Here is a 22993-nt window from a genome sequence, read left to right on the forward strand (position 1 = left end):
GTGCCGGTGCGCCGATCTGTTGCCGCTCGCGCATGCTGAGCACGTGTCTAGCATCGAGGTTCGCACGCTGTCAATTCCGCCTATGTCAAAAATGATTATGCCGCTAGTATCGAATGAGAATAACATTCTCACAGCTTCGGCAGGCGAAAACGCCGGACGGGGCGGAAGACGCCTCCCTGCGGGGCGACGATCGCAGAGAGGGTTCACTATGCGCGAACTCGCTGCGCACCTGCTGCGCTGGCATGCCGCGAACACCGTGTACGTGCTCGCCACCGTGGTGCGCGTGACCGGCAGCGCGCCCCGGCCGGCCGGCGCCACCATGGCCGTGGACGGATCCGGAAACGTGCGCGGCAGCCTGTCGGGCGGTTGCGTCGAGGGTGCGGTCTACGAGCTGTGCCGAGAGGTGCTCGAATCCGGCGAACCCGTTCGGCGGACGTTCGGCTACAGCGATGCCGACGCTTTCGCGGTCGGTCTGACCTGTGGGGGAGAGCTGGAGATCTTCGTGCATCGGATCACTCCGGGGGAATATCCGGCCGTCGAGGCCGCACTCGATCCGAGCGGTCCGATGACGTTCGTGCGCGACCTGGACTCCGGGGCGGTGGCCGCGCTGGCGCCCGCGAGCGCCACCGGCGCGGACTTCGATCACGCGGTGGTGCGGCAGGCGCGCGCGATGCTCGACACCGGTGCGACCGGTGTGCGCGTCGTGGGCTGCGCGGACCGGGAGCGCACGGTGTTCGTCGAGTCCTTCGCGCCCGCGCCGCGCATGCTGATCTTCGGCGCCACCGATTTCTCCACCGCGCTGTGCCGAGTCGGCCGGTTGCTCGGGTATCGCGTCACCGTCTGCGAGGCGCGTCCGGCCTTCGCTGACCATGCTCGGATGCCGGACGCCGCCGAGGTGGTCCGCGACTGGCCGCATCGGTATCTGCGGCGCACGCGAGTCGACGCCCGCACGGTGATCTGCGTACTCACGCACGATCCCAAGTTCGACATCCCGGTGCTCACCGAAGCGCTGCGCCTGCCCGTGGCGTATGTGGGCGCGATGGGGTCACGCCGGGCCGACCGCGACCGGCGGCTCCGGTTGCGCGCCGCCGGAATCACCGAGGAGCAACTGGGGCGGCTGCACTCGCCGATCGGCCTCGAACTGGGCGGTCGGACGCCGGAGGAGACGGCCATCGCGATCGGAGCCGAGATCGTCACCGTCCGGCGCGGCGGCTCCGCGCGGCCGCTTTCCGCCACCGAACGGCCCATTCATCCCGGTGAGATGCCACTCGCGACCGGGCGCGCCATCGGGTTCTAGCGCGCGGAGAGGGTCGATCGTTCAGTCCAGAAACAGGTCCGGCATGGGGTTTTCGCCGCCGCCATACCCGGACAGATCATCGATCCCGGCATAGAACGACAGCGCGTCCGCATCGATGAAGCAATTGCCGGTGACCTGCTTCGCGGGCCGGGTCAGGATCGCGACGGCGGCGTCGGCCATGATCCGCGGGCTGCGGGCGGCCGCGAGCTGCCGCTCGCCGTCGGCGAGGTTCGCGACCGCCGAGGTGGCGATGTAGGTCTGCGGCCACAGGCAGTTGAAACCTATTCCGGCGTCGGCGAATTCGGCTGCCCAGCCCTGCGACAGCAACGTCATGCCGTATTTGGAGAGGGTGTAGGCCGGGTGGGCGCCGAGCCAGCGGGGGTTGAGGTTCACCGGCGGCGCGATGGTCAGCACGTGCGGGTTGGCCGCTTCGCGCAGATGCGGCAGACAGGCCTGGGTCAACAGGAACATGCCGCGAATATTGACGTCATGCATCAGGTCGAACTTCTTGACCGGCAGTCGCTCGGTCGGTTCGGTGGCGATCGCACTGGCGTTGTTCACGCACACATCGATGCCGCCGAACCGCCGCAGCGCGATCTCGACGACGCGCCGCACGTCCGCTTCCTCGCGTACGTCACCGACCACCGCGGCGGCGCGCCCGCCCGCGGCTTCCACCGCGGCGGCCGCGGTGTGCACGGTGCCAGGCAGGCGGGGGTGCGGCTCGGCGGTTTTCGCCAGCAGCACCACGTTCGCGCCCTCGGCGGCGGCCGCGAGGGCGATCGCCAAGCCGATACCTCGGCTCGCGCCGGATACCACCACCGTGCGATCGATCAGCTGTCGCTCCTGGTCCGGCATCGTTCTCCTCGCTCGTCGCGGGGTACGCCGACCCGCTCCCACCCCCTGAATGGTTATTGGCATTCTCTTTTTTCGCAAGTACTGTATTCAATGATGAACAACCAAGTGCAGACCTCCTCCGGGATACCGCTGGAGCCGAGCTACGGACCGGACGCCCGAAAGGTCGATCCGCCCGCGCCGGGCGCCTACCCCTTCACTCGCGGCAACTTCGCGACCGGCTACCGGGGGCGGCTGTGGACCTTCCGGCAGTACTCCGGCTTCGGCACCGCCGAGGAGTCCAACCGCCGCTACCGCTATCTGCTGGAGCAAGGCGGCACCGGGCTGTCGGTCGCGCTCGATCTGCCCACCCAGTGCGGGTACGACTCCGACGACCCGGAAGTGAGCGAAGAGGTCGGCCGGGTAGGCGTCGCGGTGGACACCCTCGCCGATGCCGAAGTGCTCTTCGAAAACATCCCGCTGGACCGGATCAGCACCAGCTTCACCATCAACGGCACCGCCGCGATCCTGCTGGCCTTCTACGTGGCCGCCGCGGAGAAGAAGGGCGTGCCGCGCGCGAAGCTCACCGGCACGATCCAGAACGACATCCTCAAGGAGTACGCCTCGCGCGGTACTTGGATCTGGCCGCCGGAGCCTTCCTTGCGCTTGATCGCCGACACCATCGAGTTCTGCGCGGTCGAGGTGCCGCGGTTCAACGCGATCTCGGTGGCGGGCGCGCACTTTCGCGATGCGGGGGCGAACGCCGTGCAGGAGATGGCCTTCACGCTGGCCGATGGCGTCACTTACTGCGACACCGTGATCGAACGCGGCCGGATGACCATCGATCAGTTCGCCCCGCAGATCTCGTTCTTCTTCTACACGCACGGCGACTTCTTCGAAGAGATCGCGAAATACCGTGCCGGACGCCGGCGGTGGGCCACCATCGTGCGCGAACGCTACGGCGCCACCACCGACAAGGCGTCGATGTTCCGCTTCGGCTGTGTGGCAGGTGGCGCCTCGCTCTACGCGCCCCAAGCGCAGAACAACCTGGTTCGCGTCGCCTACGAGTCGCTGGCCTCGGTGCTCGGCGGCGTGCAGTCGATGTTCACCGCCGCGTGGGACGAGCCGTTCGCGCTGCCCAGCGAGGATTCCGCGACCCTGGCGCTGCGCACCCAGCAGGTGCTCGCCTACGAGACCGGGGTGACCAGGGTGGCCGACCCGCTCGGCGGCTCGTACTTCGTCGAGGCGCTGACCGATTCCACCGAGGCCGCGATCATCGAGATCATGCGCGATCTCGAACAGCACGGCGGCATGGTGCGCTGTATCGAGGACGGGTACCTGCAGGGTCTGATCGCCGACGAGGCCTACCGGTTGCACCAGGCGGTGGAATCGGGCGAGCGCCCGGTGGTCGGGGTCAACACGTTCGTCTCCGACGAGCCCGCGCCGGACATCGGCACCTACGAACTCGACGCCGACGGGCGCGAACGGCAGTTGAAGCGGCTGGCCCGCGTGCGGTCCGAGCGCGACGCCGGGACCGTGCGCGACACCCTGGCGGCCCTCTCGCGCGCCGCGGAGGGAGACGAGAACCTGATGCATCGCCTCATCGATTGCGCGAACGCCTACTGCACCGTCGGCGAGATGACCGCCGCACTGAAGTCGGTATGGGGCGAGTTCCAGCAGCCGGTGGTGTTCTGATGCCCGCTCGTGTGCTGGTCGCCAAACCGGGCCTGGACGGGCACGACCGCGGCGCCAAGATCGTCGCCCGCACGCTGCGCGATGCCGGATTCGAGGTCGTCTACACCGGAATCCGCCAGCGTGTGGAGGACATCGTCGCGATCGCATTGCAGGAGGACGTGGCCGTCGTCGGCCTGAGCATTCTCTCCGGCGCGCACGTCGCGCTCACCACGCGGGTGGTGGACGCACTGCGCGCCGCCGACGCGGGCGACATCGCGGTGGTGGTCGGTGGAACCATCCCGCGGGCGGATGTACCCCGGCTGCTGGAAGCCGGTGCGGCAGCGGTGTTTCCGACGAGCACTCCGCTGGAGACGCTCGTCACCGAGATCCGCGCGTTGACCGGGCACCCGGCTCCATGACCGGCCGGGTGCCGACTTCGGACAGCTTGGAGGGATTGTGCGCATCGGAGTGATGATCGGGCCGGAGAAGGGGGACTCCGCGCGCAAACTCGAACGGATGCTGCGCGACATCGAGTGGGCGGAGTCGGCGGGTCTGGACACGGCGTGGATCCCGCAGATCCCCACCGATTTCGACGCGCTGATCACGATCGCCGTGATGGGACTGCGCACCTCGCGGATCGAACTGGGCACCGCGGTCGTGCCCTTGCAGGCGCAGCATCCGGTCGCCCTGGCGCGGCAGGCGCTCTCGGCGCATGCCGCGGCCGGTGGCAGGTTGGCGCTGGGCGTTGGCCCGTCACATCACTGGATCGTGCGGGACATGCTCGGCCTGCCCTACGACAAACCGGCCGCCTACACCCGCGACTACCTCGAGGTGCTGCACGCCGGATTGCGCGGGCCGGGGCAGGTGGACGTGGAGAACGCGACGTTCACCGTGCACAACCCGCTCGATCTCGGGCCGGTGGCGCACGTGCCGGTGCTGATCGCCGCGTTGGGGCCGGTGATGCTGCGCATCGCGGGCGAGCAGGCCGACGGCACCGTGCTGTGGATGGCCGACGAGCGGGCGATCGCCGATCACGTCGTCCCGAAGATCAGCAAAGCGGCGGCCGAGGCGGGCCGTCCGGCGCCGCGCGTGGTCGCCGGGTTGCCGGTGTGCCTGTGCGAGCCCGGCCGGGTGGCCGAGGCGCGCGAGCGGGCCAACCGCATTCTGGGCGAGGCCGAGATCTCCCCCAACTATCAACGTCTGCTCGACCAAGGCGACGCCCGCGACATCGGCGACCTTTGCCTCGCGGGTGACGAAACGCAAATCGCGGCCGGATTGCGCCGCTACGCGGAGGCGGGCGCCACGGATGTCTCGGTGCGGCTGCTGCCGATCGGCGAAACCCGTGACGAACTGGTGGCGTCCAAACAACGCACCAGGGAGATGATCGCCGGACTCGCCCGGGAGTTGCGGTGAGCCCAGCGGGCACCGGGCCCCTGGCCGGGATCCGGATCCTCGAGGTCGGCACCATGCTCGCCGGCCCGTACGCCACCATGATGCTCGCCGATTTGGGCGCGGAAGTCACCAAACTCGAACCGGCGGGCGGTGACATCTCCCGTCAGGTGAGCGACAGCTACTTCGCGAGCCTGAACCGCGGCAAACGCAGCATCCGCGTCGAATTGGGCAGCGAGCACGGGCAGGCGCGGCTCGGCGAACTCGTCGCGGGCTCGCACGCGCTGCTGGTGAACCTCAAGCCATCGGCGATCCGGCGACTCGGTCTCACCTACGACGCGCTGCGCCGGTGGAACGAGCGGATCGTCTGCGTCGCGATCACCGGCTACGGCCTGTACGGCGGCGACGATCCGGCCTTCGACTACGTGATCCAGGCGGCGGCCGGGATCGCCGCTCTCACCGGTGATCCCGCGGGCCCGCCGACGCTGCCGGGATACTCCTCGGCGGACAACTCGACCGGTCTGACGGCCGCGCTGGGACTGTTGGCGCAGATCGTCTCCGGTCGTGGCGGGCAGATCGACGTGTCGCTGTACGAGGTCATGCTCTCGCAGTTGAACTATCACGCGGCCGCCTACCTCAACGAGGGGAAGCGGCCGCAGCGCCGCCCGTTCGGGGCGCACTCGTATTACGTACCCGCGCAGCTCTTCCCGACTGCCGACGGCTATCTCGCGCTGTTCGTGACCCACGACGGCTTCTGGAAGACCTTCGCCGCGGAGGCGGGTGTCGACGGGTTCGAGCTGATGGCCGACCGTGTCGCCCGTCGCGTGGAGGTGCTGGCGGCGGTGACCGCCGCCCTCGCGGCCGACACCGCGACCGGATGGGAAGCGCGGCTGCGCTCGCTCGGAATTCCCGCCGCCGCGGTCCGTGACCTGCCGGAGGCGCTGGAGACAAGCCCGGAGTCCGTGGTGACGGCGGGGGGCTTCCGGCTCGTCGGCAGCCCGATCCGGATCGCGGGCTATGAGCCGCAGTACACGCCGCCACCTCTACTGGGCCAGCACGGGGGCTGAAAAGCGCGACGCCGGATTCGGTGGGGGCGACCGGCACCAGCATCGGCACCCCGCGCCCACGGTCGCCCGCAGCCCGGCCGTTATCCCCGCCGCAGGTGTCGCCCGGGCCGCGTGAAGAACGTGTAAACCGATCGTGGACGTGTGGACGCGACTACAAATCTCGCTGTGACGCTGTGTAATTGCGCACCGTGCGCCGCATGCCCGGGCCGACTCGACGCGGCGCGCTCGTCGTACGCCGACGGCGCAGTCGGGTGTCGGGACAGTGCAGTCGGGTGCCGCGGCGGCACAGCCGATGTCGAGGCGGAACCCGACTGCGCGGGACCCGCCTCGCCGCTCACTCGTAGTCGACGGTGATCGAGTCGGTGTCCGGGACGGCCTGGCAGGTGAGCACATAGCCGTCGTCGAGTTCGTCGTCGGTCAGTGCGTTGTTCTGGCGTAGCGTCGCGCTTCCCGTGGTCACCTTGGCGATGCAGGTGGCGCAGTTGCCCGCCTCGCACGAGAACGGCGGGGCCAGCCCGCCCCGGCGGGCGCTCTCCAGCAGAGTCTCGCCGTCTTTGCGTGGCACCGTCTTCTTCTTGCCGTTGAGGATGATCGTCACGGTGCCCGCCGCCGTGGGCGCTGCGGAACGAGCCGTCGACGGGCGGGTCACGCTGTCGGCCGGGGCGTCGTCCACGGCGTCGGGAAGGGGCGCGGGCGCACCGAACCGCTCGCTGAACACCACCCCCGGACCCGGGAGCGCCAGTTCGACCATCTCCATGAACGCCTCGGGTCCGCAGACGTAGTGATCGGCATGGCCGTCGTCGCGGACGAAGGCGCGCACCGCCGCGGGGTCGAGGAAGCCGCCCGCGCTGTCCAGGTGCCGGACCACCGCGAGCCGGCCGGGATGGCGCCGGGCCAGCTCGGCCAAAGCCGATTCGAAGATCATCGAATCCGCGTCGCGGTCCGCGCACAGCAGCCGGACCCGCCGCCGTGTGGTGGCCAGCGCGCACTTGGTGAGCGACAGGATCGGCGTGATCCCGCTGCCGCCGCTGAAGCCCAGCAGCGGCACGTCGGTCTCGCGCAGGCAGAACCGCCCCGCCGCCTTGGTCATCTCCACCTCGTCGCCCTCGGAGAGGTTGTCGTGCATCCAGTTCGACACGGCCCCGCCCGGCACCCGCTTGACCGTCGTCATCAATTCGCCGTCGGTCTCCGGCGCGCTCGACATCGAGTACGACCGGAACAGCTCCGTCCCGTTCACGGCGATCTTGAACGTGCAGAACTGTCCGGCGCGGTAGGGGATCGGCCCGTCGTGCGGTGCGAGCACGAACGTGCGCGCGTCGGCGCTCTCCTTCACGATCCGGGTCACGGTCGCGCGTTGGAACAAAGAGGGTCTCGCCATGAACCGTGTCCTCCTGGTATGAAGATTCTATCCGAATGAGAATTATATTCTCACTCACGAGACGGGATCTCTCAAATGTTCTCGACCACCGCTTCGAGCGTGCTCGTCTTCGAGGGGCGGGCCTATCCGAGGACCGAACTCGACGATCTCGCAGCCGGTCTGGCGGCCGAACTGGCAGACGGCGGCGTGCGCGCCGGCGACCGGGTGGCGCTGATGTCGTCGAATCGGCCGGAGTTCGTCGTCGCGGTGCTGGCGATCTGGCGGCTCGGCGCCGCCGCGGTGCTGATCAGTCCGGCGTGGAAGCACGACGAGGTCGCGCACGCGGTGGCGGTCGCCGGGCCGGGCCGCGGCGTCGGCGACAATCCGGTGCTGGCCGAGTTACTGCCGATGCGGCACCTGGACGCACCGATCATCCCCGTGCGCCGCGACGACGCGCCGCCCGACCCGGCCTCGGACGCGGTGCTGGTGTTCAGTTCCGGCACCACCGGGATGCCGAAGGCGGTGCGGCACAGCCACGCGTCGCTGGCGGTCGCGGTGCGGCAGTGGGCGGGGGTGCTCGGCCTGACCGCGAGTGACCGGATCCAGATCGCCACGCCGCCTTCGCACATCCTCGGTCTGCTCAACATCGTGACCGCGCTGCGGGCGGGTGCGTGGATGCGCCTGCACCGCCGCTTCGACCTGGAGACCATGCTCGGCTGCATCCAGGACGACCGGATCACCGTCGAGATGGCCGTCGCGCCGATCGCTCTCGCTCTCGCCCGGCACCCGGATCTCGAGTCCTACGACCTCGGTTCGCTGCGCTACATCATGTGGGGCGCGACGCCGGTGACGGCCGGTGTGGCCGAGACCGTCACCCGGCGCACGGGAGTGCGCTGGGTACCGGCCTACGGCGCGAGCGAGCTACCGGTGATCGCCTGCAACCCGCTGGACGACCCGCGGCTGGACACGGTGGGCAAGGCCGCGCCCGGTGTGCGGGTGCGGGTGGTCGCGCTGGACACCGGAGAAGTTCTGCCGCCCACGGAGATCGGCGAGATCCAATGCCGCGCGGAGTCGGTGATGGCCGGATACCTGCCCGTCGAGGAAACCGCACGCGCCTTCGACGACGGCTGGTACCGCACCGGCGACGTCGGCTACGTCGACGAAGAAGGCTGGATCCGGCTCACCGACCGGGCCAAGGAAATGATCAAGGTCCGCGGTTTCCAGGTGGCGCCCGCCGAGATCGAAGCCGTCCTGCACGGCCACCCGGAGGTGACCGATTGCGCCGTGTTCGGTGAGCCCGACGCCGCGGACGGCGAGGCGATCGTCGCGGCGGTGGCCGGCGCCGCGGCGGTCACCGCGGACGAGCTGATCGCTCTGGTCGGCGAGCGCCTGGCCCGCTACAAGCGTCCACACCGCATCGTGTTCGTGCCCGAGATCCCGCGCCTGCCCTCGGGCAAGGCGCTGCGCCGAGTACTCAAGGAGCGCTATGGACGTCCGTCTGACCGGTGAACAACGGCAATTGCGCGACGCCGCCGCGAAATTGGCCGACGACCTCGGCCCCGGGTCGGTCGCCGGGCTCGACGACGAGCACCGCCTGGCCCGCCTGGAGCGAGCGGTGGCCGCCACCGGCTGGCGTGCCCTGCGCACCGACGGCGCCTCCGGCGTCGAGGTCGCGATCGTGGCCGAGGAGTTCGGCCGCGGCCTGCTCGACGTCGCCTTCCTCGGCCCGGTTCTCGCCGACGACCTGCGCGTGCGCTGCGGCGCCGACGATCGCGACTGGACGATCGCGGTCGGTGACCGCGCCGTCGACGCGCGTGGCAGCGAATGGGCACTGCTCGTCGCCGGCGAGCAGGTCCTGGCCGCACCGCTGGGCGCCGCACTGCCCGGCGCGGATCTGACCCGGCGCACCGCGTCGGTCGCGGAGCGACGGCAGCACATCGGCGCACTCGCGCCAGGCGCGACCGCCCGATGGCACGCGCTCGCCGTCACCGCGACCACCGCAGACCTGCTCGGCGTCGCCCGTGGCGCGCAAGATCTCGCGGTCGAGTACGCGAAGGTCCGCGAGCAGTACGGTCGCACGATCGGGTCCTACCAAGCCGTGGCGCATCTGCTGGCCGAGAACCGAGCGCTGATCGAAGGGGCGATCAGCGTGCTGCGGCACGCGGCCTGGGCGGTCGACGAACTGGCTCCGGTGCGAGCGTTACAGGCCGCGCGGATCGCCAAGGCCTACACCGCGCGGGCCGCCCGCACCGTCTGCGAGACCTCGATCCAGGTGCACGGCGGCATCGGCAACACCTGGGATTGCCTCGCCCACGTCTACCTGCGGCGCGCGCTGGTCTCGACCGAACTGTTCCCCGTTCGCCTGGAGGAGATCGACCTTGGACTTTCGTGATTCACCGCAGGAGGCCGAATTTCGCACGCGCCTGCGCGCCTGGCTGGCCGAGACGGCCGGGAAGTTCCCGACCTCGGGCGACGACTACTGGGCGCGCCAGGGCGAATGGCATCGCGCGCTGTACGCGGCGGGATTCTTCGGATTGTCCTGGCCGAGCGAATTCGGCGGCCATGAGCTGCCCCCGGTCTACGACGTGATCGTGGACGAGGAACTCGTACTGGCCGGCGCGCCGCCGCGCCCCAGCCTCGGCTACCTCGTCCAGGGTCTGGGCCGCCACGGCAGCAAGGAACTGCGGCGTCGCTTCCTGCCCGGCATGATCGACGGCACCCAGCGCTGGTGTCAGGGTTTCAGCGAGCCGGGTGCGGGTTCCGACCTCGCCGCACTGCGCACTACCGCGACCCGCGACGGCGACCACTACGTCGTGCACGGGCACAAGATCTGGACAAGCTATTCCGACGTCGCGGACTGGTGCCTGCTGCTGGCCAGGACCGACCCGGAAGCGCCACGGCACAAGGGCATCTCGGCGTTCGTGATCGCCATGGACCAGCCCGGTGTGCAGCAGCGACCGCTGGCCATGATCAGCGGCGTCACCAGGGAATTCGGGCAAGTGTTCTTCGATGGCGCCACGGTGCCCGCCGATCAGATGGTGGGCGAGCCCGGCGATGGCTGGAAGCTGGCGATGACCGTCGTCGGGCACGAACGCGAGCCTTCCACCCTCGGGTATGCGGCCCGCTACGGAAAGTTGGTGCGTCAGTTGGCTTCCCGGCTCGACGGTCCCGCCCCGGAGGAACTGTCCTGGGCGGCGGTGCAGACCGAGATGCTGCGCTTGCACGTGCGGCGGCGGCTGTCCGAACAGCTGGACGGCGTGGTGCACGGTCCCGACGGCTCACTGGACAAACTGCTCATGACCTGGGTGGACCAGGCGGTCGGGCACGCGGCGCTGGCGGTCGGCGGCACGGACGATCCGGAATTGCTCGGCAGTTATTTCTACAGCCGCGCCCAGAGCGTCATGGGCGGCACTTCGCAGATCCAGAAGAACATCATCGCCTCGCGCATCCTCGGATTAGGAGTTTGACCCATGTACGACTTGCCGGACGAGATCCACGTTTCAGCCGACGGAGCGATTCGGATCATCACGCTCAACCGGCCCGACGCGCTCAACGCCGTCAACGACGACCTGCACGCCGGCCTGGCCCGGCTCTGGCCCCGGCTGTCCGACGACCGGGAGGCGCGGGTCGCGGTGCTCACCGGCGCGGGCAAGGCGTTCTCGGCGGGCGGGGATTTCGCCTATCTCGCCGAGCTGGGCAGCGACGCCGAGCTGCGCGCCAAGACGATCGCGCACGGCCGCGACATCGTGCTCGGCATGGCCCGGTGCCGGGTGCCGGTGGTGGCGGCGGTGAACGGCCCCGCGGTGGGCCTGGGATGCAGTCTGGTCGCGCTGAGCGACATCGCCTACATCGCCGAGACCGCCTACTTGAAGGACCCGCACGTCCAGGTGGGGCTGGTCGCCGCGGACGGCGGACCGCTGACCTGGCCGCTGCACACCAGCTTGCTGCTGGCCAAGGAGTACGCGCTCACCGGCGCGAAGATCCCCGCCGAGCGGGCCCGCGAGATGGGATTGGTCAACCACGTGGTCGCCGATCCGCGCACCGAGGCGCTGGCCTGCGCGAAACGCATCCTCGAACTGCCCCGCCAAGCGGTCGAGAGCACCAAGCGCCTGCTGAACCTGCACTTGGAACGCGCGGTGCTGGCAACCCTGGACTACGCGACCACCGCGGAGGACCTGTCTTTCCAGACCGCGGACTTCCGGGCGGTGATCACCGCCCTCACCGCGGACCGGGGCTGACGCCGGATCGCCGAGGATCGCGAAGAATCCGCTCGCGCAGGACATCCCGTAGCAACCCTGCCCCCGTAAACGGTGCTTGGCTAAGTGAACCTCCGCGGGGCACACTCTATGTAACGACGTCCGGCGCGGCCGGTCGAACGCGGGGGGCGAGGTCCGACAGCAGATGAGGATTCGGCCGAGGCAGCAGCTGCTCGAGCTGTGGCGAGCGGTGCTCGCCTGTTCCTATCCGGACGGAACGTGGATCTGGGGCGGACGCGACGGCGCCAATTCCATCAGTGACGCCGAGCAACTGCTCTGCCTGTTGTATCCGGCGACCGAGATCGAAGCGTTCGCGCTGGATCAACCGAACGACATGAGTTCCGACATCAGGTCCGCACTGGCCCCGCTCGGCGAGGAGACCCGGATCGGGGGTGTCCTGGTCGCCCTGGTGGAGGACTATCTACGCCGCTACACCGAAGCCGATGGCGAACCGGTCTTCGCCAGCGGCTCCTACTTGCGCTCCAGCGACGGCAGCCCGCTCACCGACGCGCAATCGGCTGTGGAGGTGGTCGACTCCTACTCGATGTCACTGAGCCTGTGCATCGCGGCGCTGCGGTTCCTGCGCGGATTCCTGCGCTTCGTCAGCGGCGAGGTCCGGCTGGAGGCCAGGCAACTGCGCGAGCGGATTCCGGCGGTGATCGAACTGGTCAGCGCGCGGCTCACCGCGGCGATGGCGGGGCTGGTCCGCAGTTTCGTCATCCACACACCGGAGCCGAATACCGAGTTCGGGCAGTCGATCATCTACATGCTCAATCAGACCCGCACACCACCCGACGAGATCATCGAACGGTTGTCGACCCAGCTGGAACGCCTGCGGGTGCAGGCGGCCAACGAGGTCAGGCTCAGCCAGACAACCGAGATCGACATCGCCGACGACGGGCGGCTGTTCGAGTGCGGATGGAGCTGGGGCATCGTGCGCAGTGCCGAATCCATCGACCTCGTGCCCGGCCGGGTCAGCAGCGCTACCGGGCACGCCGAAGCCCGCCCGTATCTGTACTTCACCGCCGTCGCCCTGGACGGCATCATCGACCTGTCCTCGCAGCGCATCCGGGAACTGGATCTGCTGACCGACGAGCAGCGCACCCTCGCCGACGCGCTGCAGTTGCGCTTCGAGCTGACCCGCAACTACTGGTCGAGAGTCGCTCGCTTCGGCAGCGGGCGCTGGCCGCTCGAGGACATCCCGTGGCGCACCGCCGACGGCGAGGAATCGGAGTACTTCAGTCTCGTGGTCACCGCCATGCTCATCCAGGACCTGGTCTACCGGGAGAGCACCGAGGATCTGACCCGCACGGTGGCGGTGCTCGACCAACTGGCCCGCCGCGGACGCATCACCAGCCGGTTCACCGTGGGCGATCCCGCGGCGCCGCTGCACTATCCGGGTGTGCGACTGAACCTGGCGGGCAGCGAGGACGCCGCCGAGGGGCCCCAGTTGATCTGGTACGTCCCGGATTTCGCGACCATGCTGCTCAAACGCTGCCTGCAGGCCGCGCGCTTGCGCACCGACGTGGACACCCGCGACCGGCTGATGGCGCTGGCCGAAGCCGCGATGGATCATCTCGACCAGCGAGTGCTGCGGGACGGCCCGGTGATCGGCCTGTGGGACGACATCGGCAGGCTGGTCGGCTCGGCGGACGCGGGGCCGGAAGGGCCGTCCTGGTTCGTCACGGAGCGGATGATGGAGTGCCTGGTCATCGCCTACAGCACTTTCGAGCAACCCCCGTTGGCTCCCCAGGCGATGGTCGCCCGCGCGGTGGACCTGCTCAGCGAGGCCGAGCATTTGCTCAATCAGGAGGAACTGGAGGTCGAAGGCCAGGACTTCTCGCCGAAACAGGCCGCGGTCAACCGAATCCGGCAATCGCTCGACCGAGCCCGCCGGGTGCTGCGCGAGCGTCCCGGCACCGCGTACAGCCTGGCCACTCAGGCGTTGGTCCAGCTCGACGAACTGGCGTACGCCCGCCGGGACGCGACGCGGTAGGGGCGGCATGGTGCTGGTGTTCTCCACCTCCGACAAGGGCGGCACCGGACGCTCGGTGACCAGTTGCAATATCGCCTACCGGCTGTGTCTTTCCGGCCTCGACGTCGCCTACGCCGACTTCGACCTCGGCTCGCCGACCGCCGGTGCGCTGTTCGAGGTCGGAGCGGCCGAACGCGGTGTGCCGCGCGGCGGCGTGCATTCCTACCTGCTCGGTGAGAGCGGAACCGTGGCCCGCGTCGATGTGGGCGCGGCGACCGATCGGCCGGACCTGCGCCGGATCGGTCCCAACTCGGGCCGGCTCGTGCTGCTGCCCGGGGACGAGGGCGGCGCCGAATTCCTCACCGACGACGACGCCGTGGTGGAGCGATGCGCGGAACTGCTGGTGGCGCTGGATCAGGAGTTCCGCGTCGTGATCGTGGATCTCAGCGCGGGCCGCTCGGCTGCCCTGCAGATCGTCCTGCAGGCCACCGCGTTGCCGCAGTTGCGCAGGCGCACCGCTCGCTGGTTGATCTTCCACCGCTGGACTCGCCAGCACATCGTGGCCGCCGCCGGTCTGGTGTACGGCCCGCACGGTCTGCTGAAGGCAGGCGCCGAATGCGGCCACGACCCGGAGGAGTTGCTCGGCTCGGTGCGCTATGTGCGCACCGCGGTGCCCGACGCCAATTGGGACGGGGTCGCTCAGCGCCCGGCGCAGGCGGCGTGGCTGCAAGAGCAGGACACCGCGTTGCGGCGGCTGGCCACCGCCAAACGGCTCGGCGCGACCGCGAAGCTCGGCGACACCCCCATGGAACCGGTGTTGCAGCGGCGCGAACAGCTCATCCTCGATGCCGACGTGAACGCTCAGATCGCCAACGCCGAGACCGCGCTGGCCTATGCCGAACTGGCTCGCCGACTGGTCGACAACGCCACTTGGGAGAGGCTGTAGATGCGGGATACACAGGGCTACAGCGAGGCGACCGAGCAGCCTCGGATCGCTTCGGTTCCGTTGTCGCACTTGTCGATCGAGGTCGGGCACTTCTACCTCAACGACATCACCTCCGACATCGAACGGGTCACCGCGGAGTTCCGTCGCATCGTCCCCTTGGTGTCGGCATTCGTCGAGTCGGTCAAGGTGCAGTTCGGTCCGAACGCCCGCGTGAGCACCTGCTATCTCATCGACGACTACTTCCACCCCGACACCGATCCCTCCGCCGTGCTCACAAAGCTGCTGGACGCCGCGGAGGAATCCGGCTTGGTCATCGACTATCTGGCGCGCGAGTCCGGCTGCTGGCGGGCCTCGAAGTTCGTCGACGGTGTGGTGGTCGGTGAGCCGATTCCCGTGGCGGAGATGGTGGCCGCGCGCATCGTCGCCGAGCCCGCGCCGCCGAGTACCGGCCGCAGGCCGCCGACCGCGGAATCGGGCTGGTTGTGCAACGGGCGCCGGTCGTCGGATGACGAACACGGTCAAGCCATGCGCAGGCGGACCTATCAGCCACCGGAGGAGTTCGGCCGCCGGGAGCATTCGATCTTCCTCGACGTGGAATTGTGGAGCAGGCATGTCGTCGACGGGGTGACGGCCACGCGCTGGTCGTGCCCGTTTCTGGCTGCCGTCTGGCATCTGCTGCGGCTCGGCATGCTGCGCTATCACGGTGCCGCCGTGGTGGATCCGCAACCGTGGCGGCGCGAGGACCCGGCGCCGCGCCGCTGGCCCGACCTGCCGCCGGTGGTGCAGCTCAATCCCTCCGCCGCGCCGTTCGCCGCGTACAAGACGCTTTCGATGTTGCCCAAGCGGTACATCGGCATCGAGCACGCGGTGCGGCTGGTGCTCGACCACCTCGACCTCGACGACGACGTGGTCGAGCAGATCATCGCCCGCGGGGCCGCCGAGGTGCCGCCGGTGGCGGTGCCGCGCAAGATCAGCGATCGGCTCTCCCACCTGCTGCTCGACGGGGCCTGACATGGCCGCGACCACGCCTCTGGTCGTCCTGGGTGAAGTGCGCACCTGCCTGCTGCCGTCGTCGACCGCGTTGACCGGTGCGGAGGCCTGCGATCTGCTGGCGCTCATGCCGGGCTGCACGGTGCGCTGGCGGGAGCGGCCGGGCACGCTGGCGGTGTCGCCGACCACCGCGGTGGGCGTCGACTGCGATCTGGCCTTGGGCGAGCAGACCGCGCATATCGTCGGAACCGTGGCGACCAGCGCCGCCCTGACCGGCGGACGTGTGCTGCAATCCACCGCGTGCACCCGGGTGGTGCGCGCCGCGGGCCGGCGCAGGCAAACCTGGTCGCACTACCTCAGCCAGAAGGGGGTGAGCGAGGTCATCAGCCGCATTCCCGAACGAGCCACCGCCGGTGAAGCTCTGGTGGAGGGGTATCTCACCGGCCCGGCCGATATGGACACACTGGACCTGGCCTCGATCAGCGAACGCCTGCTGAATCGCCTGCGCGCCGACCCCGGGCTGGATCAGACGCCCTCGGTGCGGGCAGGTACCACCCGGCTGCGCTGGACTGCCCGGATCGGGGGCAGCGCGGGCCCCGCCGCCGCGCTGCACCTGGACGACGGCGCCCTTCGCACGGTCCGGATGATCGTGCGCGACGAGGCGGATCTGGATGATGCGCAACGATTCTGCGAAGATCTCGCCGCGCACGACTGGCTGCTGACCGTCGTCGCCGCCGCGCTGGCGGAGGCCCAGCGCTTCCCCTCGCACAGCCGCAAACGCACCGATATCCTCGCCCCGGTGCTCGAAGACCTCGCGGGGCTGTGGATGCCGGGAGCGCACACCCCGGCGTCGATGCGCGCGTTGTGGCGGGAGCTGCAGGTCGATCCAGGATTGTCCCGGCAGTGGAACGCCCTCGTTGCCCAGCTGCAGAACCGAATCGTCGTCGCGACACTGAATATGTTGCAGCACAAGGCCTTCGACACCGAATGGTAGCGTCCGTCGCGGCTACATCCGGAACCACTTGCGCACCAGCAGTGCGAAGAACACCGACATCGACACCGTGCCGGTCCACGCTTCGACGGCGAACAGCGGCCGGGCCGCCGGACGCAGATTCTCTGTGTCACCCGGGCCCAGTGGATTGATGAAGCCGGTCACGCACGTGTAGACGGTGGCAGCCGACGAGGGGATTCCGCTCAGGAGCACAGCGGCGACGGTGAACAGCACCAGCTGCACGGCCACCCAGCCGAGCAGCCAGAACGGCCGGTAACCGTAGCCGCACAGCACATACGACAGTTGCCCCGGCCAGCGCCGGGGGCCCGGCGGCAGCGCGAGGGTACGGGCCCGGGCCAATCGCAGACCGCAGCGATCCTGGGCCTCGTCGTCCTCGTTCATCCGGTACAGCGCGGCCCCTCTCCGGTAGGCCAGCGCCGCATGAGCGGGCAATCCGGCCGCGGAGAGTTGCGCGCCCAACAGTTCGTACTCCTCGGCCAGCATGGTGTTCTGCCGGCTGCTCAGCCGGAGCGGACCGCGAAACTCGATCTCGGCGGCCAGCAGTGCCGCCGGGATAGCGCTCGGCACCCGCCAGTCCGCTTCGTCCGGCACCGGTTGCCGCGCGGCCGCGTAGAGGTGCCGGAATACCAGAGAGTCGGAGTGCCGCCGGGCACTGGGCGGGTCGTAGTCGGCGAGGATCGCCTCGGCATGCGCGATGAACTGCTCCAGTTCGGCCTGCTCCGGGCGCTCACCCCGATCAATCGCGGCGGTGTATTCGTCCGCGCGCCTTGCGATCCGAGTCGAGATGGATGCGACGAAGGGCGAAATCTCCCCCATGTCACGAGTCTAGCGGGCGACCCTTCAACCGGTACTCGAAAACGTCGCGCGGCTCCCCCGGCCCGAAATACCGGTCGTCGTGCTCGACGAATTCGAACCCCGCTCGCTTGAACAGATCGCTCGCCGACTGGTTGTCCGGCCGCACGGTCAAATACAGCACCTCGGCGCCCACCTTCCGGCAGGTCTGCAAGGCGCGGTTCAACAGGACGCGGCCGTACCCTTCGCCCTGATATCTTTTGGCCACCGCGAAGGTGAACAGCAGTGCCCGGCCGGACTTCTCCAAAGTCAGCGCGTAACCGATCACGGCCCCCTCCACCTCCGCGACCAGCCATTCGGATCCGTGCAGGTCGAACAGCTGGCGCAGCATCAGGTACAGGTACGGCTCGGCGAACACCTCGGCCTCGATGGCCGCGATGTCTTCGATATCGGCGAAGCAGGCCTGCCGGTATTCCGGCTGAGGCGCTTTGGCGATGTTCATCCGCTCCCTACTGCCAGGGCATAGGCCGTCCGATTCCAGTTTAGAACACCCATTCCGCAGCGAACCCGCCACAAAAGTGGGTTTATTGCGTGTTACGTTATCTCATGGTTCTGGGTCGCTGGACCGTTGCCAACTGCTCGGTGACAGGGGATTTCGCTCGGCGTTCGGCAGCAGCGGATGAGGCTCGCCGATTGATGCGATCAGTGCCTCGGTCACGTCCAGCAGTCCGGCCTCGATGTAGGTGAACGTGGTAGGTCCACCCGCCGAACGTCCGTCCTCGTGGCCGGCGTAGGCCTGCGTGACGGCGATGCCGAATGCCGTTCGACGAAGGTCAGGGTGGTATGGCCTATCCAGTGGGCGCTGATCCCGAGCGCCGCCGCCCGCGGCTGCTGCACTGGGTGTCGCGTGGCTGGTCAGTGACGTAGCCGAGCGGCTGCGGCCAGAATCGGGGTGCTCACGGCGGTGGCTGCGGCGCCGAGGGTGGTGTCGGTGGCCAGGATCCACCGCCATGGAATCCTACTCGTCACCGAGACACTGCGTGCCGACGGCACACGCCCCGGACCCGGTGACCCCGACTTCCTGCCCGCCCACCGCATCGAGCCCCATCACCTGGTCGTCTGGGCCGCCCGGTGGTACCTGGTCGCCTACGACCTCACCGACCACCAATGGCGAGTTCACCGCGTCGATCGACTGCACCCCCGCCCCACCACCCAGCATTTCTCCGCCCGCGCGCTTCCTGGCGACAACCTCGCCCAATTCGTGATGAGCACCCACGACCGCGGCGACAGCCCCGCAGCCTGGCCATACACGGGCACCGCCCGGCTCGACCTGCCCGCTCACATCGTGGCCCGCTGGGCACCAGGAGGTTCGGTCGTCGAACACCTCGACACCGAGCACTGCCGACTCACTCTCGGCGCCTGGTCGTGGGCCGGCATCGCCGGCATCCTCGCCACCTTCGACACCGAACTCACCGAACTCCACCCACCAGAGCTCATCCACGCATGCCGCCGCCTGATAGACCGCTGGGCCACAATTGCCCACGTCGGAGAGAACTTCGGTCTTTCTCATGAATGACCGGAGCGTCTCGAATTCCGCCGAACCTGCTGACGGTTCGGCGGCTATTTCGGCGGGAACCGCAAGGCGCCGTCGAGCCGGATGACTTCGCCGTTGAGATAGTCGTTCTCGATGATGGCGGTAGCCAGCTTGGCGTACTCCTCGGAACGGCCCATACGCTTGGGGAACGGCACCTGCGGACCCCAGTACGCCTCCAACCGGTCGGCGGCCTTGCCGTAGGCGGGCGTGTTCACGGTGCCCGGGGCGATGGTCACCACGCGGATGCCCACCGGCGACAGATCGCGGGCGGCCACCAGGGTCATCCCGACGACGCCGCCCTTGGCCGCGGCGTAGGGCAGCTGACCGATCTGCCCCTCGAACGCGGCGATCGAGGCGGTGTTCACGATGACGCCGCGCCCGCCCTCCTCCTGGGGGTCGTTCTTCGCGATCGCGGCCGCCGCGAGACGCAGCACGTTGAACACGGCGGTCAGATAGAACTCGATGGTGGTGCGGAAACCGTCGAGGGGCAGGGGCGCGCCGTCCTTGCCGATGAGGCGGCCGCCCGTCGCGGGACCGCCATGGGTGTCGACCGAGATGCGCAGCGGCCCGAGCGATTCCGCCTCCGCGATGGCGGCTAGCACGGAGTCCTCGTCGGTGGCGTCGGTGTGCACGTAGCGGGTCCCGAGTTCGGTCTCGAGCTGCTTGCCCTTCTCATCGGCGACATCGGCGACCACGACCTTCGCCCCGGCGGCGTGCAGGCGCCGCACGGTCGCCTCGCCCAGGCCGCCGGTCCCGCCGACGACGAGCGCGGAGCTTCCACTGATCTGCATATCGTAATCCCATCTTGCAACTCATACTCTCGACTTGAGAGAATAATGTTCTCATAACCCTTTCGGCATGATCACCGAAAAATCGCCGCGCCGCAATCGCGTCGCCCGGAATGGAGGCCCCCGATGCCCGAAGCCGTCATCGTGTCCGCGCTGCGGACGCCCATCGGTACCGCACGAAAGGGAACGCTGCGCGACACCAACGCGTTCGATCTGGCTCACCACGTGGTGGGCGCGACCGCCGAGGGTCTCGATCCGGCCAGGATCGATGACGTCGTCCTGGGTGAGGGCCGTTACGGCGGCGGCGTGCTGGCCCGGCACGCGGCCGTGACCACGGGACTGACCACGGTGCCGGGCCTGGCTCAGAACCGGCATTGCGCGGCGGGAATGTCCGCGGTGCAGACGGCCGCGGCCGGGATTCGCTCCGGCATGGACGAGCTCGTGATCGCGGGCGGGGTGAACTCCGAATCCACCGCTCCCAAGGCGCGGTTCAGGGTCGGTGCGGACGAGTGGATCGACCCGTGGGTGTCCCCGAGCCACCCGGACCGCCCCGACGCGCCCGCGCTGGACATGTCCATCACCGTGGGCTGGAACGCCGCGGTGAAGGCCGGCATCTCTCGTGCCGAGATGGACGCCTGGGCACTGCGTTCGCACCGCAACGCGATCGCCGCCATCGACGAGGGCCGGTTCAAGGAAGAGATCGTGCCCATCGAGACCCCGCACGGCCTGTTCGACACCGACGAACATCCCCGGCGCGACACCAGTGCGGAGAGACTGGCCGCGCTCAAAGTGCTGCATCCGGAGATCGAGGGCTTTTCGATCACCGCGGGCAACGCCTCCGGCGCCAACGACGGCGCCGCCGCGCTCGCCATCGCCAGCGACCGGCTGGGCCTGCCCGCGCTGGGCTATATCCGTGCCTGGTCGTCGGTGGGCGTCGATCCCGCCGATACCGGTCTCGCGCCGATCGAGGCGATCACCAAAGCGGTCTACCGGGCTGGGATCTCGCTGTCCGCGGTCGGGCTGATCGAGATCAACGAGGCCTTCGCCTCGGTCCCGATCGCGGCGATCCGCGCACTGGACCTCGATCCGGACAAGGTGAACGTCAGCGGAAGCGGCTGCTCCCTCGGGCACCCGGTGGCCGCATCGGGAGCCCGCATGATCGTCACGCTGGTGCACGAATTGCGGCGTCGCGGTGGTGGGTTGGGAATCGCGGCGATGTGCGCGGGCGGTGGCATGGGTGCGGCCACGGTCATCGAGGTCCCCGCTCCGTGACCGGATCACCGAGCGCAGCACCGGAATGGGCGTGACCCTGGCGTCGGCGACCGTCGCCGAGTTGCTGGCCCAGGCGCGCGCCGGATCGGCGCGGGCGACGGGCCGGTTGCTGAGTCTGGTCGAAGGGGACCGCCGCGACGAGGTGCAAGCCGCGCTGGAGCCGCGAGCCGTCCGAGTGATCGGCGTGACCGGCCCGCCCGGCGCGGGCAAGTCGACCACGATCGCCGCGCTGGCCGGCGTGTACCGGGCGCGCGGGCTGCGGGTCGCGGTCCTGGCGGTCGACCCGTCGTCGCCCTACAGCGGGGGAGCGCTGCTGGGGGACCGGATCCGCATGGCGCAGCACATCGATGATCCCGGTGTGCTGATCCGGTCGCTGGCCGCGCGCGGACATCTGGGCGGACTGTCCGCCGCGGTTCCGGCCGCCATCCGGCTACTCGCCGCGCTGCGCTACGACGTCGTGCTGCTGGAGACCGTGGGGGTGGGACAGTCGGAGATCGAGATCGCGGCGGTCGCGGATCCCACGCTGGTGATCCTGAATCCCGGCGCGGGGGACGCGGTCCAAGCCGCGAAGGCCGGTCTGCTCGAGGTAGCCGACCTGCTGGTGGTCAACAAGGCGGACCGGGCGGGCGCCGAACAGACCGTGCGTGATCTGCGCGCCGAATCCGACGTGCCGATCCTCACTCTGGTCGCCGCGCGCGGCGAGCGGGTCGCCGAATTGGCGGAGGCGATCGAGGCGCACCATCGCGCCGACAGCCCGGCGCGGCGCACGGCGCGGGCCCGCGCGCAGATCCTCTCGCTGGCGCAGACGCGATTGCGCGCGCACGCCGATCTGGACCGGCTGGCCGCGGCCGTCGCCGCGGGCGAATGCGACGCCTACCGCGCGGCCGAACTGTTGCTGCCGACCCCGGAGTGACGCCGTTGTCAGGTCTGGGGGAGGCGCACCATGGCTTCCTGGGCGTAGGAGGCCACCAGGGTGCCGTCCGCGGTGAGGATGTCGCCCCGGCCGTAGGCGCGAGCCTGCGCGAGCAGCGGGCTGTGCTGGCGCAGCAGCAACCATTCGTCGGTGCGGAAACGCCGATGGAACCAGAGGGTGTGCGAGGTGACGGCCGAGACGAACGCGGTGCCGTTGCCGCTCTGGGCGTACCCGTCCAGCGGCAGCAGGGCGGTGCCGATGAGCGTGAGATCGGTCGCGTAGGCGGTGAGGGCGGGTGCCAGTGCCGGATCGACCTCCGGGGTGCGCATCCAGAACTCGAACTCCGGTGCGCCGACGCCGAGATCGTCGAGGTCCACGCCGGCGCGAGTCTCCCAGGGCAGCAGATCCCATTCCACCTTGTGCTCGGCGGACAACAGCTCCGGCGGCGCCGCGACGGACTGCCGGTGCGGGCCCTGTTCCTCCGCGTGCAGGGAAACCGAGGCGGTCGCCACGACGCCGCCGGACTGCTCGGCGATCAGCGACAGCGTGGCGAAGGAGCGGCCCGCGTGGTGGCGGTGCACCCGGTAGCGGATCGGCTCGTCGGTGCGGCCCTCGCGTGCGAACACCGTGTGCAAGGACTTGATCGACTTGTCGGGGACGCCCGCGGTGGCCGCACGGACGAACTGGCCGAGCAACTGCCCGCCGAACACCCGGCTGTAGGGCAACCGCAGATTGCGGCCCTCGAAGACGTCGTCGCCGGAGGAGGTCGCGGACAAGTCGAGGCAGGAGACGAGATCACTCCACAGATCGGGCATGAGCCCGAGTGTAAGTCAGATTCTC

The 22993-nt window shown here is 69.4% G+C and carries 22 protein-coding genes; 16 read left to right on the forward strand and 6 right to left on the reverse strand.

Annotated elements, in window-relative coordinates:
* Window positions 1-208 precede the first annotated feature (208 nt).
* A complete protein-coding gene (locus ACFU5M_RS00120; protein ID WP_379041468.1) occupies window positions 209-1297 on the forward strand; it encodes an XdhC family protein in 1089 nt (362 codons plus the stop codon).
* A gap of 21 nt (window positions 1298-1318) precedes the next feature.
* On the opposite strand, the gene ACFU5M_RS00125 is transcribed toward ACFU5M_RS00120, so the two are convergent.
* Entirely contained in the window at window positions 1319-2152 is an 834-nt protein-coding gene (locus tag ACFU5M_RS00125) for an SDR family oxidoreductase (RefSeq protein ID WP_379041471.1), read from the reverse strand.
* 93 nt (window positions 2153-2245) lie between these two features.
* Between ACFU5M_RS00125 and ACFU5M_RS00130 the strand changes: the two genes are divergently transcribed.
* The 4 genes from ACFU5M_RS00130 to ACFU5M_RS00145 are packed head-to-tail and all read left to right on the forward strand — an operon-like array spanning window position 2246 to window position 6258.
* The gene (locus tag ACFU5M_RS00130) at window positions 2246-3823 is read left to right on the forward strand and encodes a methylmalonyl-CoA mutase family protein (RefSeq protein ID WP_379041473.1); all 1578 of its coding nucleotides are present in this window, start codon (window positions 2246-2248) and stop codon (window positions 3821-3823) included.
* Complete coding sequence (locus ACFU5M_RS00135) at window positions 3823-4221, forward strand: cobalamin B12-binding domain-containing protein (protein ID WP_379041475.1); 399 nt, start codon at window positions 3823-3825, stop codon at window positions 4219-4221. Before ACFU5M_RS00130 ends, ACFU5M_RS00135 begins: the two co-directional genes overlap by 1 nt.
* A 37-nt stretch (window positions 4222-4258) precedes the next feature.
* Window positions 4259-5215: an LLM class F420-dependent oxidoreductase gene (locus ACFU5M_RS00140; RefSeq protein WP_379041477.1), complete on the forward strand. Its 957-nt coding sequence runs from the start codon at window positions 4259-4261 to the stop codon at window positions 5213-5215.
* Entirely contained in the window at window positions 5212-6258 is a 1047-nt protein-coding gene (locus ACFU5M_RS00145; protein ID WP_379041479.1) for a CaiB/BaiF CoA transferase family protein, read from the forward strand. The genes ACFU5M_RS00140 and ACFU5M_RS00145 overlap by 4 nt, the downstream gene beginning before the upstream one ends.
* Before the next feature lie 334 nt (window positions 6259-6592).
* Here ACFU5M_RS00145 and ACFU5M_RS00150 read toward each other — a convergent pair whose 3' ends face one another.
* Window positions 6593-7636: a 2Fe-2S iron-sulfur cluster-binding protein gene (locus tag ACFU5M_RS00150; protein ID WP_379041481.1), complete on the reverse strand. Its 1044-nt coding sequence runs from the start codon at window positions 7634-7636 to the stop codon at window positions 6593-6595.
* Window positions 7637-7711: 75 nt separating this feature from the next.
* On the opposite strand from ACFU5M_RS00150, the gene ACFU5M_RS00155 reads away from it, so the two are divergent.
* The 8 genes from ACFU5M_RS00155 to ACFU5M_RS00190 all read left to right on the forward strand — a co-directional run bounded on the left by ACFU5M_RS00155 (window position 7712) and on the right by ACFU5M_RS00190 (window position 16776).
* On the forward strand, window positions 7712-9124 hold the full coding sequence (locus ACFU5M_RS00155) for a class I adenylate-forming enzyme family protein (protein ID WP_379041483.1): 1413 nt from the start codon (window positions 7712-7714) through the stop codon (window positions 9122-9124).
* Window positions 9102-10007 carry an acyl-CoA dehydrogenase family protein gene (locus ACFU5M_RS00160; protein WP_379041485.1) on the forward strand — a complete coding sequence of 302 codons (906 nt, stop codon included), beginning with the start codon at window positions 9102-9104 and terminating at the stop codon, window positions 10005-10007. The genes ACFU5M_RS00155 and ACFU5M_RS00160 overlap by 23 nt, the downstream gene beginning before the upstream one ends.
* Window positions 9994-11082, forward strand: coding sequence for an acyl-CoA dehydrogenase family protein (locus ACFU5M_RS00165; protein WP_379041487.1), 1089 nt, complete (start codon window positions 9994-9996; stop codon window positions 11080-11082). Before ACFU5M_RS00160 ends, ACFU5M_RS00165 begins: the two co-directional genes overlap by 14 nt.
* Window positions 11083-11085: 3 nt before the next feature.
* On the forward strand, window positions 11086-11853 hold the full coding sequence (locus ACFU5M_RS00170; protein ID WP_379041489.1) for an enoyl-CoA hydratase/isomerase family protein: 768 nt from the start codon (window positions 11086-11088) through the stop codon (window positions 11851-11853).
* 163 nt (window positions 11854-12016) lie between these two features.
* Window positions 12017-13867 carry an SCO2524 family protein gene (locus ACFU5M_RS00175; RefSeq protein ID WP_379041491.1) on the forward strand — a complete coding sequence of 617 codons (1851 nt, stop codon included), beginning with the start codon at window positions 12017-12019 and terminating at the stop codon, window positions 13865-13867.
* 7 nt (window positions 13868-13874) lie between these two features.
* Complete coding sequence (locus tag ACFU5M_RS00180) at window positions 13875-14792, forward strand: SCO2523 family variant P-loop protein (RefSeq protein WP_379041493.1); 918 nt, start codon at window positions 13875-13877, stop codon at window positions 14790-14792.
* The gene (locus ACFU5M_RS00185) at window positions 14793-15803 is read left to right on the forward strand and encodes an SCO2522 family protein (RefSeq protein ID WP_379041495.1); all 1011 of its coding nucleotides are present in this window, start codon (window positions 14793-14795) and stop codon (window positions 15801-15803) included. It abuts the gene before it with no gap.
* 1 nt (window position 15804) lies between these two features.
* Window positions 15805-16776: an SCO2521 family protein gene (locus tag ACFU5M_RS00190; RefSeq protein WP_379041497.1), complete on the forward strand. Its 972-nt coding sequence runs from the start codon at window positions 15805-15807 to the stop codon at window positions 16774-16776.
* Between the two features lie 12 nt (window positions 16777-16788).
* On the opposite strand, the gene ACFU5M_RS00195 is transcribed toward ACFU5M_RS00190, so the two are convergent.
* Together ACFU5M_RS00195 and ACFU5M_RS00200 are read right to left on the reverse strand one after the other, a co-directional pair.
* On the reverse strand, window positions 16789-17610 hold the full coding sequence (locus tag ACFU5M_RS00195; protein ID WP_379041499.1) for a hypothetical protein: 822 nt from the start codon (window positions 17608-17610) through the stop codon (window positions 16789-16791).
* 1 nt (window position 17611) lies between these two features.
* Window positions 17612-18088: a GNAT family N-acetyltransferase gene (locus ACFU5M_RS00200; RefSeq protein WP_379041501.1), complete on the reverse strand. Its 477-nt coding sequence runs from the start codon at window positions 18086-18088 to the stop codon at window positions 17612-17614.
* A 489-nt stretch (window positions 18089-18577) separates the two neighbouring features.
* Here ACFU5M_RS00200 and ACFU5M_RS00205 point away from each other — a divergent pair, with 489 nt between their 5' ends.
* Window positions 18578-19162: a helix-turn-helix transcriptional regulator gene (locus ACFU5M_RS00205; protein ID WP_379041503.1), complete on the forward strand. Its 585-nt coding sequence runs from the start codon at window positions 18578-18580 to the stop codon at window positions 19160-19162.
* A gap of 44 nt (window positions 19163-19206) precedes the next feature.
* Here ACFU5M_RS00205 and ACFU5M_RS00210 read toward each other — a convergent pair whose 3' ends face one another.
* Window positions 19207-19971 carry an SDR family NAD(P)-dependent oxidoreductase gene (locus ACFU5M_RS00210; protein ID WP_379041505.1) on the reverse strand — a complete coding sequence of 255 codons (765 nt, stop codon included), beginning with the start codon at window positions 19969-19971 and terminating at the stop codon, window positions 19207-19209.
* Window positions 19972-20094: 123 nt separating this feature from the next.
* Between ACFU5M_RS00210 and ACFU5M_RS00215 the strand changes: the two genes are divergently transcribed.
* Window positions 20095-21240: a thiolase family protein gene (locus tag ACFU5M_RS00215; protein WP_379041507.1), complete on the forward strand. Its 1146-nt coding sequence runs from the start codon at window positions 20095-20097 to the stop codon at window positions 21238-21240.
* 31 nt (window positions 21241-21271) lie between these two features.
* Complete coding sequence (locus ACFU5M_RS00220; RefSeq protein WP_379041509.1) at window positions 21272-22153, forward strand: ArgK/MeaB family GTPase; 882 nt, start codon at window positions 21272-21274, stop codon at window positions 22151-22153.
* Window positions 22154-22161: 8 nt separating this feature from the next.
* Here the strand turns inward: ACFU5M_RS00220 and ACFU5M_RS00225 are convergent, their stop codons facing one another.
* Window positions 22162-22968: an acyl-CoA thioesterase gene (locus tag ACFU5M_RS00225; RefSeq protein WP_379041511.1), complete on the reverse strand. Its 807-nt coding sequence runs from the start codon at window positions 22966-22968 to the stop codon at window positions 22162-22164.
* Window positions 22969-22993 lie beyond the last annotated feature (25 nt).

This window comes from Nocardia sp. NPDC057455 (assembly GCF_042802775.1).
Classification (GTDB): Bacteria; Actinomycetota; Actinomycetes; order Mycobacteriales; family Mycobacteriaceae; genus Nocardia.

What these genes read in the sequence shown, in the direction of transcription:
- ACFU5M_RS00190 (WP_379041497.1), top strand. Translation starts at nt 15,805, where the DNA reads ATGGCCGCGACCACGCCTCTGGTCGTCCTGGGTGAAGTGCGCACCTGC.
- ACFU5M_RS00200 (WP_379041501.1), bottom strand. Translation starts at nt 18,088, where the DNA reads ATGAACATCGCCAAAGCGCCTCAGCCGGAATACCGGCAGGCCTGCTTC.
- ACFU5M_RS00225 (WP_379041511.1), bottom strand. Translation starts at nt 22,968, where the DNA reads ATGCCCGATCTGTGGAGTGATCTCGTCTCCTGCCTCGACTTGTCCGCG.
- ACFU5M_RS00120 (WP_379041468.1), top strand. Translation starts at nt 209, where the DNA reads ATGCGCGAACTCGCTGCGCACCTGCTGCGCTGGCATGCCGCGAACACC.
- ACFU5M_RS00180 (WP_379041493.1), top strand. Translation starts at nt 13,875, where the DNA reads ATGGTGCTGGTGTTCTCCACCTCCGACAAGGGCGGCACCGGACGCTCG.
- ACFU5M_RS00195 (WP_379041499.1), bottom strand. Translation starts at nt 17,610, where the DNA reads ATGGGGGAGATTTCGCCCTTCGTCGCATCCATCTCGACTCGGATCGCA.
- ACFU5M_RS00160 (WP_379041485.1), top strand. Translation starts at nt 9,102, where the DNA reads ATGGACGTCCGTCTGACCGGTGAACAACGGCAATTGCGCGACGCCGCC.
- ACFU5M_RS00135 (WP_379041475.1), top strand. Translation starts at nt 3,823, where the DNA reads ATGCCCGCTCGTGTGCTGGTCGCCAAACCGGGCCTGGACGGGCACGAC.
- ACFU5M_RS00125 (WP_379041471.1), bottom strand. Translation starts at nt 2,152, where the DNA reads ATGCCGGACCAGGAGCGACAGCTGATCGATCGCACGGTGGTGGTATCC.
- ACFU5M_RS00130 (WP_379041473.1), top strand. Translation starts at nt 2,246, where the DNA reads ATGAACAACCAAGTGCAGACCTCCTCCGGGATACCGCTGGAGCCGAGC.
- ACFU5M_RS00150 (WP_379041481.1), bottom strand. Translation starts at nt 7,636, where the DNA reads ATGGCGAGACCCTCTTTGTTCCAACGCGCGACCGTGACCCGGATCGTG.
- ACFU5M_RS00170 (WP_379041489.1), top strand. Translation starts at nt 11,086, where the DNA reads ATGTACGACTTGCCGGACGAGATCCACGTTTCAGCCGACGGAGCGATT.
- ACFU5M_RS00185 (WP_379041495.1), top strand. Translation starts at nt 14,793, where the DNA reads ATGCGGGATACACAGGGCTACAGCGAGGCGACCGAGCAGCCTCGGATC.
- ACFU5M_RS00155 (WP_379041483.1), top strand. Translation starts at nt 7,712, where the DNA reads ATGTTCTCGACCACCGCTTCGAGCGTGCTCGTCTTCGAGGGGCGGGCC.
- ACFU5M_RS00210 (WP_379041505.1), bottom strand. Translation starts at nt 19,971, where the DNA reads ATGCAGATCAGTGGAAGCTCCGCGCTCGTCGTCGGCGGGACCGGCGGC.
- ACFU5M_RS00175 (WP_379041491.1), top strand. Translation starts at nt 12,017, where the DNA reads ATGAGGATTCGGCCGAGGCAGCAGCTGCTCGAGCTGTGGCGAGCGGTG.
- ACFU5M_RS00215 (WP_379041507.1), top strand. Translation starts at nt 20,095, where the DNA reads ATGCCCGAAGCCGTCATCGTGTCCGCGCTGCGGACGCCCATCGGTACC.